Source organism: Weissella thailandensis (assembly GCF_005405465.1).
In the GTDB taxonomy this organism is placed as follows: domain Bacteria; phylum Bacillota; class Bacilli; order Lactobacillales; family Lactobacillaceae; genus Weissella; species Weissella thailandensis.
On the sequence record NZ_BJEC01000002.1, the window covers coordinates 135,978 to 143,048 of the forward strand.

The window sequence follows — 7,071 nt, forward strand, 5'->3', positions numbered from 1 at the left end:
AAACCGCCTAAAACGACGGTCAATACTACTTATAATATTATCATTTTTCAACGGTTTAATACAGCTGTTTCAATCTGTTAAAACGTAATTGTATTAACTGCAGAAGGTTTTTCAATTTCGTTACCGGCAGAATCTTTTACCGTGGCAAACTGCACATTAAGTGACTTTAAGTTCGCAACGTCCTTTTTCGGTACCAAAACGGTTGTTGTTGTAACAACCGTACTATATGGCACAACACCAGCCGTATTTAACTGACCATCATTGTAAATACCACTCAATGCTGACATCGTTGTACTACCAGGGTACTTAACCGCTGTAATGCCCGGTGTTATAGCCGTCACTGCGTTATTATTAGTCACTCGGTAATTAATTACCAAAGTCGTAAACTTATCAGAAATATTTCGATCATTTAATGTATGTCTAGCAGATACTAAAGCATTTTGTGTCCTAGCCGTATTTTTGATGACATTAATTTGTTCAATCTTGTAGTCAAGCGTACCGTTAGTAATTGTTTGATTTACTTTTTTACTATCGACCCACTTCTGAACAAGACCGTTCTCGGTAATCTGATATTGGCCGACTTTTTTAATTTGCCCAGTTTGGACAAAGTTTTTGTTGGCTAAATCTTTTTTCGTTGGTTCATACTTACCATCATCACTACCTTTTTTTGCAAAAGGTTGTTTATTATGTTTTAGGTTTACCTCAGCCATCGTTCGAACACGGGTAGGCTGCCCATTACTACGATATAATACTAAGACAACAATAATGGCAACGATGCCGATAATTGTTGCTAAAAGCCATCCGATTCGTCTTTGCATACTTTCCTTCCTCAATCAGCCCAACACAATAACATCTTGAATAATGCGGTAGCCGTAAATTTTGTGTAACACTTGATCACGATCACGAACAACTATTTCTAAGTTATCATCTTGATACTGCTGTAAATCACTGACTGTTGTTACTTGATTCTTATCTATTTCTAAAATCAAATAGTGCCCATCTTTGCCAACGATTCTAATTGATTCAAAATTAGGGACAAATAGGCGGGTTGCAATTGGACGACTTAAAGACATACCATTTACTGATACTTTTAATTCCCCTAATTGCATGTCGCACACCCCTATCCATCAGTATATTATGACATATAAAAAAACAAGCAACCTTAAACAAAGGTCACTTGTGGTTATTTATTAACCGAAAAATCCTTTTTTATGCTCGCCAGTCATTGTCTCACGGAAAGCTTCAAGGGCCTTCTTTTGCTCCTTGTTCAATTTCTTTGGCACTTCAACATATAATGTCACGATGTGATCACCATTGTTGTTGTTATTACGCATGTGAGGAGCACCCTTACCACGCAATCGGAAATTAGTCTCCGTTGCTGTTCCAGCTGGTACCTTAAGTTTAACCTCACCGTTTACTGTTTTAACGGAAATTTCACCACCCAATGTTGCAGTAGCAAAGTCAATACCCATTCGTGAATAAACCGTAGCACCTTCACGCTCGAAACCATCCTTAGATGGTGCAACATGGAATACAACAAACAAATCACCGTAAGGTCCGCCGTTAAAGCCAGCTTCACCTTGACCAGATAAGCGCATTTGTTGACCATTTTCAACTCCCGCTGGCACAGTAACCTTCAACTCTTTACTTTCTTGCTTACCATCATCAGTAGAACGAGTGTACGAAATTGTCGTATCTTTACCAAAGACCGCCTCTTCGAACGTCAAGTTCATACGATATTGTAAATCTTGTCCTTTACGAGGGCGATTTGGATTTTGGAAGCCACCACCAAACATTTGGCTAAAGATATCACCAAGGTCAGAGAAGTCACCATATTGGGCACTACCGCCACCGAAACCGCCAAAGCCGCCGAAACCACCTTGGCCGCCACCAGGTTGGCCATCAGTAGCACCATATTGGTCGTACATGGCACGTTTTTGCTCATCACCTAGCGTCTCATAAGCTTCTTGAACTTCCTTATATTTTTCCTCGGCACCTGCCTCATGGTTAATATCGGGGTGATATTTCTTAGATAACTTACGGTAAGCTTTCTTAATTTCATCTTGTGAGGCATTTTTATCAATACCTAAACGCTCATATAATTCAGTATTATTCATGAGGCAAGTCCTCCTAAAAATTTAAATATGTATCGCCCCGTGAGCTGCTATTCTCACAAGGGCGTATGATCCGTAACGTAGGGTTGTTTAGATCAGATCGTTAATTTTTACTTTTTGTCATCATCTGAGACATCTTCAAAGTCACCATCAACAGTATCATCATTACCTGATTGACCGTCTTGTGCGGCTCCGTCATTGCCTCCTTCTGGTTGTGCTTGTTGATACAATTTAACGGCTAATTCTTGAGAAACCTTCTCCAAAGCTTCCTTCTTTGCCTTCATATCTTCTAAGTCGTCAGCTTCCTTGGCTGCCTTCAAATCAGCAACGCCGTCTTCAACTGGCTTCTTATCATCATCTGACAACTTGTCGCCTGCTTCTTCCAATGTCTTTTCTGATTGGAAAATCAATTGGTCAACTTCGTTACGCAAGTCAGCTTCTTCCTTACGCTTTTGGTCAGCTTCTTCGTTGGCCTTCGCGTCATTCATCATACGCTCAATTTCATCTTCTGACAATGAACCTGAACTTTGGATGGTAATCTTTTGTTCCTTGTTCGTACCCAAATCCTTAGCAGAAACAGATACAATACCGTTACGGTCAATGTCGAACTTAACTTCGATCTGTGGTACACCACGAGGAGCTGCAGGAATATCAGCTAATTGGAAACGACCCAATGTCTTGTTATCGGCAGCCATTGAACGCTCACCTTGCAAAACATGGATATCAACGGCTGGTTGGTTATCAGCAGCAGTTGAGAATGTTTGTGACTTTGATGTTGGGATCGTTGTGTTACGATCAATCAACTTTGTGAAGACACCACCCATTGTTTCGATACCCAATGATAATGGCGTAACATCAAGCAAAACAACGTCCTTAACGTCACCAGTAATCACACCACCTTGAACAGCTGCACCAAGAGCAACAGCTTCATCAGGGTTGATTGAGTGATCTGGTTCCTTACCAGTCAACTCCTTAACTGACTCTTGAACGGCTGGGATACGAGTTGAACCACCGTTTAGGATAACCTTATCAATGTCACCCATTGAAAGATCAGCATCCTTCAAAGCGCTACGAACAGGTGCTTCAGCACGCTTTACCAGGTCAGCTGTCAATTGGTTGAATTGAGCACGTGACAAAGTTGTTTGCAAGTGCAATGGGCCTTCGTTAGTAGCTGTAATAAATGGCAAATCAATTTGAGCTTCAGTAGCTGATGACAAAGTCTTCTTTGCAGTTTCAGCAGCATCCTTCAAACGTTGTAATGCTAATTTATCATTCTTTAAGTCAATGCCGTTTTCTTTTTTAAAGCCATCGGCTAACCAATCAATAACCTTTTGGTCAAAGTCGTCACCACCAAGGTGTGTATCACCATTGGTTGATAGTACTTCGAACACACCATCACCTAATTCAAGAACAGAAACATCAAATGTTCCACCACCCAAATCGTAAACCAAAATCTTTTGGTCTTGGTCAAGCTTATCTAGACCATATGCCAATGATGAAGCAGTTGGCTCGTTAACGATACGTTCAACTTGCAAACCAGCAATCTTACCAGCATCCTTAGTAGCTTGACGTTGGGCATCGTTAAAGTATGCAGGTACAGTAATAACAGCCTTATCAACTGTCTCACCTAAGTAATCTTCAGCATACTTCTTGATGTATTGTAGAATCATTGCTGAAATTTCTTGTGGTGTGTAATCCTTACCATCAATCGTTACCTTGTAACCAGCTTCACCCATGTGTGACTTGATTGACAACACAGTGTCTGGGTTGGTAATTGCTTGACGCTTAGCAGTGTCACCAACTTGTGTCTCACCGTTCTTAAATGAAACAGCTGATGGCGTTGTACGACCACCGTTTGGGTTAGTGATAATCTTTGGAGATCCACCTTCCATAACAGCAACAGCAGAATTTGTAGTTCCTAAATCAATTCCAATGATCTTTGACATAATAATTTACCTCTTATTGATCAGATTTTTTATATATTAATTAATAACTAGTTGTTTAATTATAAACAGCTACCATTGCTGGTCGAATTACTCGATCAGCTAAAACATAACCCTTTTGAAGAACCGTCGCAATTGTATCGGCAGGATGATCATCATCTGCAGGTACTGATTGAATTGCTTGGTGGAAGTTCGGATCAAATGCTTCGCCAGTTTCACCAACTGCCTTAACATCATGTTCTTCAAGTGCTGAGATTAGCGTTTTGTAAACCATCTCAACCCCATCCTTAATTTGCTTAGCTGCACCATCTTCGACTTCAACTTGTAGCGCACGCTCCAAGTTATCTACAGCTGGCAAAACTGAAGCAGCTAACTTTTGATTTGCAAACTTAACCGCTTGTGTTTGTTCCTTCGCATAACGAGATTGCATGTTTCGCATCTCAGCTTCGGCACGTAGATACCTGTCTTCGGCTTCGGCAACCTTTGTCTCTAGTTCAGAAATTTGGTCTGCCTCTGTCTTTGGCTCTTCAGCCTCAGTAGCTTTAGCTTCAGTGTCAACATCCGCTTCTTCATTGACGACCTCAACTTCTTCTTCAGGAGTCTTCTTTTCTTCTGACATGTCAACACCTCTTTTCTAACTAACGATAATATTCTAATAACTGTTGCGATAAAGCACTGCGGAACGCATCAACCAAACTAACCATGTCAGCATAGCGCATCGATGTTGGCCCTAAAATAGCAATGGCACCAACACCATACTGTGCAACACGATATGTGGCTGACACAAGACTATATGGTGATAATAAATTATTACCATTTTCATCACCAATTTGTACGATCACCCCATCATTAGCCGTTCCAACAACCCGTCTCATATCTTGCGCCGAATCAAGTAACTGGTATAGTTGCTTAACATCTTGCAAGCTTGAATCAACGGTGAAGTCAAGAACATTTAAATAACCACCGATAAACACGTTATCATGAATCGATCGTGCTAATACGTCACCAAACAATTGTAAAAATGCAACTGGTGTACGAATAACTCGCTCCATTTGCCAAGGTAAATCACCAGTTAATGTCCTTAACACTTCGACAATGGGCTGATTAACTAACGTTCGATTAATATAATCAACCATATCATCAAGATTTCTAATAGACATCCCCTCTGGTAATCTAAAACTTTGACTCGTAACTTGTCCATCATTAGTAACAATAATAGCCATGATTTGCTGGCCATTTATGGGTACTAAGCGGAACCCTGAAAGCCGAATATCAACTGATTCAGGTTTAAGGGCAACAACCGTATAGCCTGTCAGACTCGCTAACTCATCTACCATCGTCTGCATCAAATCGTCAATCTCTTCGAAATTTCGATTAAATACACGTTCTAATGATTTTTGAACAACTCTTGATAGATGATGTTGATGCATTAATTCATCAACATAATAGCGGTAGCCCCGTTGTGAAGGCACGCGACCCGATGAAGTGTGCTCTTTTTGTAGCAAGCCCAATTCCTCTAGTAGTGCCATTTCATTTCGCACAGTTGCTGAGCTGACTGCTAGATCTAATTCATTTAACAGTGTTTTAGATCCAACAGCTTTGCCGGTTTTTGCGTAATCGCGAATTATTGTGGCTAATATTAGCCGCTGTCTCTCCGTTAACATACGCGTCACCTTTCTTAGCACTCTCAACTACTTCGTGCTAACAGTTATTATAGTACACGCCTTATATTAACTTGTCAACACCTTTTAGCACTCTTTATTATTAAGTGCTAATTGTAGAAAATGAACTACGCAAAATCTTGCGTATCCGTTGCCTTATTACTACTTTGTCAGTGCCTATACAAAGACGTTGATTGTCACCATCTGTCCATTTTTTATTTCAGCGCTTTAGTAATTGGATCAAAATAGTAAGCAGTCTGATCGATTATTTGCCAATCGGTCAACAGAATATTGTTTTTGGCATACTGTCGCTGTCCTTGTTCATTCGTTTGCCAACCATTCGAAACAAATAATGACTGATTTGATATATCCAGCGGCATGACAGATCTGTTTAAAACCATAAAATTTACAATAGTAGTGCTCATTAGTTTGTAAGTCATACTATTTGGATGAACACCATCTTTGATAGAAAAATAGTCATACGAAAATCCTGCCTGTCGCCAATTCAAGACCGGTATGCCAAAAGATTGGTAAACTTCTGTCAGAGCCATTCGTAGTTCTGCTAATCTATAATAACTTCTTTTATCTTTCATATATGATTCAAACGGCAATAAACCCATAATTTTTACATTTAAATTAGCTGAATGTAATCGCATAATATTCGTTTGCAGTCGTTGCTGCACATAACCAATATTATTATCACTGTAATTTAAATCATTAACACCTAACGACAACAATAGAATATCTGCAGACTGGAATTGTGGATCCAGAATAATTTTCGAAACGTTATTGGTTAGATCGAATGTACGCATCTGTTGATTACCACTAATTTGCGCACCAGAAAAAGAGTAGTCATTATTAACTCTTGCGTGGCTGACTTGGGAAATAAATTTCGGGCAATTCTCTTTTAATAACTTTGTGCCATCCCACCCGACCATCAACGAGTCACCAACTATCCAAATTTTTTTATTCTGAAAATAAAGTAATTGTGAACTGAACCCCAAAAATTGGAGAGAAGTTTAAGCAACTAGCTGGTCGGAAAGACTTCGGTATTGAACCGGAGTTTTTCCGGCCAGCTTTGTTTTAATCCGTTTATTGTTGTAGTAATAGATATAATTATTGACGGCAGACTTCAGCTCGTCATAGTTTTGATAATGGTTATTATGGACAGTTCCTACCTTCAAGAGATGAAAGAAGCTCTCCGCCATAGCATTATCTAGACAGGTCGCTTTGCGACTCATACTTTGAAACACATGGTTGTTCTGCAAACGTGAGACATATTCATAATTTTGATACTGGAATCCCTGGTCAGAGTGGATTGTTAAACGGTAATTTAATTTGGGTCTAGTATTT

Annotated in this window: 8 protein-coding genes; all 8 read right to left on the reverse strand. The window is 39.7% G+C overall.

Annotated elements, in window-relative coordinates; translation table 11 throughout:
• Window positions 1-77 precede the first annotated feature (77 nt).
• A complete protein-coding gene (locus FFM62_RS01675) occupies window positions 78-818 on the reverse strand; it encodes a hypothetical protein (protein ID WP_115470480.1) in 741 nt (246 codons plus the stop codon).
• A 15-nt stretch (window positions 819-833) separates the two neighbouring features.
• Window positions 834-1,109, reverse strand: a complete 276-nt coding sequence (locus FFM62_RS01680) for a hypothetical protein (RefSeq protein WP_075269463.1) — start codon at window positions 1,107-1,109, stop codon at window positions 834-836.
• An 81-nt stretch (window positions 1,110-1,190) separates the two neighbouring features.
• Window positions 1,191-2,117: a DnaJ C-terminal domain-containing protein gene (locus FFM62_RS01685; RefSeq protein WP_075269462.1), complete on the reverse strand. Its 927-nt coding sequence runs from the start codon at window positions 2,115-2,117 to the stop codon at window positions 1,191-1,193.
• Between the two features lie 107 nt (window positions 2,118-2,224).
• The gene (dnaK, locus tag FFM62_RS01690) at window positions 2,225-4,060 is read right to left on the reverse strand and encodes a molecular chaperone DnaK (protein ID WP_075269461.1); all 1,836 of its coding nucleotides are present in this window, start codon (window positions 4,058-4,060) and stop codon (window positions 2,225-2,227) included.
• A gap of 55 nt (window positions 4,061-4,115) precedes the next feature.
• Window positions 4,116-4,676: a nucleotide exchange factor GrpE gene (gene grpE / locus FFM62_RS01695; protein ID WP_075269460.1), complete on the reverse strand. Its 561-nt coding sequence runs from the start codon at window positions 4,674-4,676 to the stop codon at window positions 4,116-4,118.
• A gap of 19 nt (window positions 4,677-4,695) precedes the next feature.
• On the reverse strand, window positions 4,696-5,721 hold the full coding sequence (gene hrcA / locus FFM62_RS01700; RefSeq protein ID WP_115470479.1) for a heat-inducible transcriptional repressor HrcA: 1,026 nt from the start codon (window positions 5,719-5,721) through the stop codon (window positions 4,696-4,698).
• A gap of 212 nt (window positions 5,722-5,933) precedes the next feature.
• Entirely contained in the window at window positions 5,934-6,722 is a 789-nt protein-coding gene (locus FFM62_RS01705) for an SGNH/GDSL hydrolase family protein (RefSeq protein WP_307722223.1), read from the reverse strand.
• Between the two features lie 15 nt (window positions 6,723-6,737).
• Window positions 6,738-7,071 (reverse strand): IS3 family transposase (locus tag FFM62_RS01710; RefSeq protein WP_137604531.1); only part of this gene is annotated, 334 nt, incomplete at its 5' end.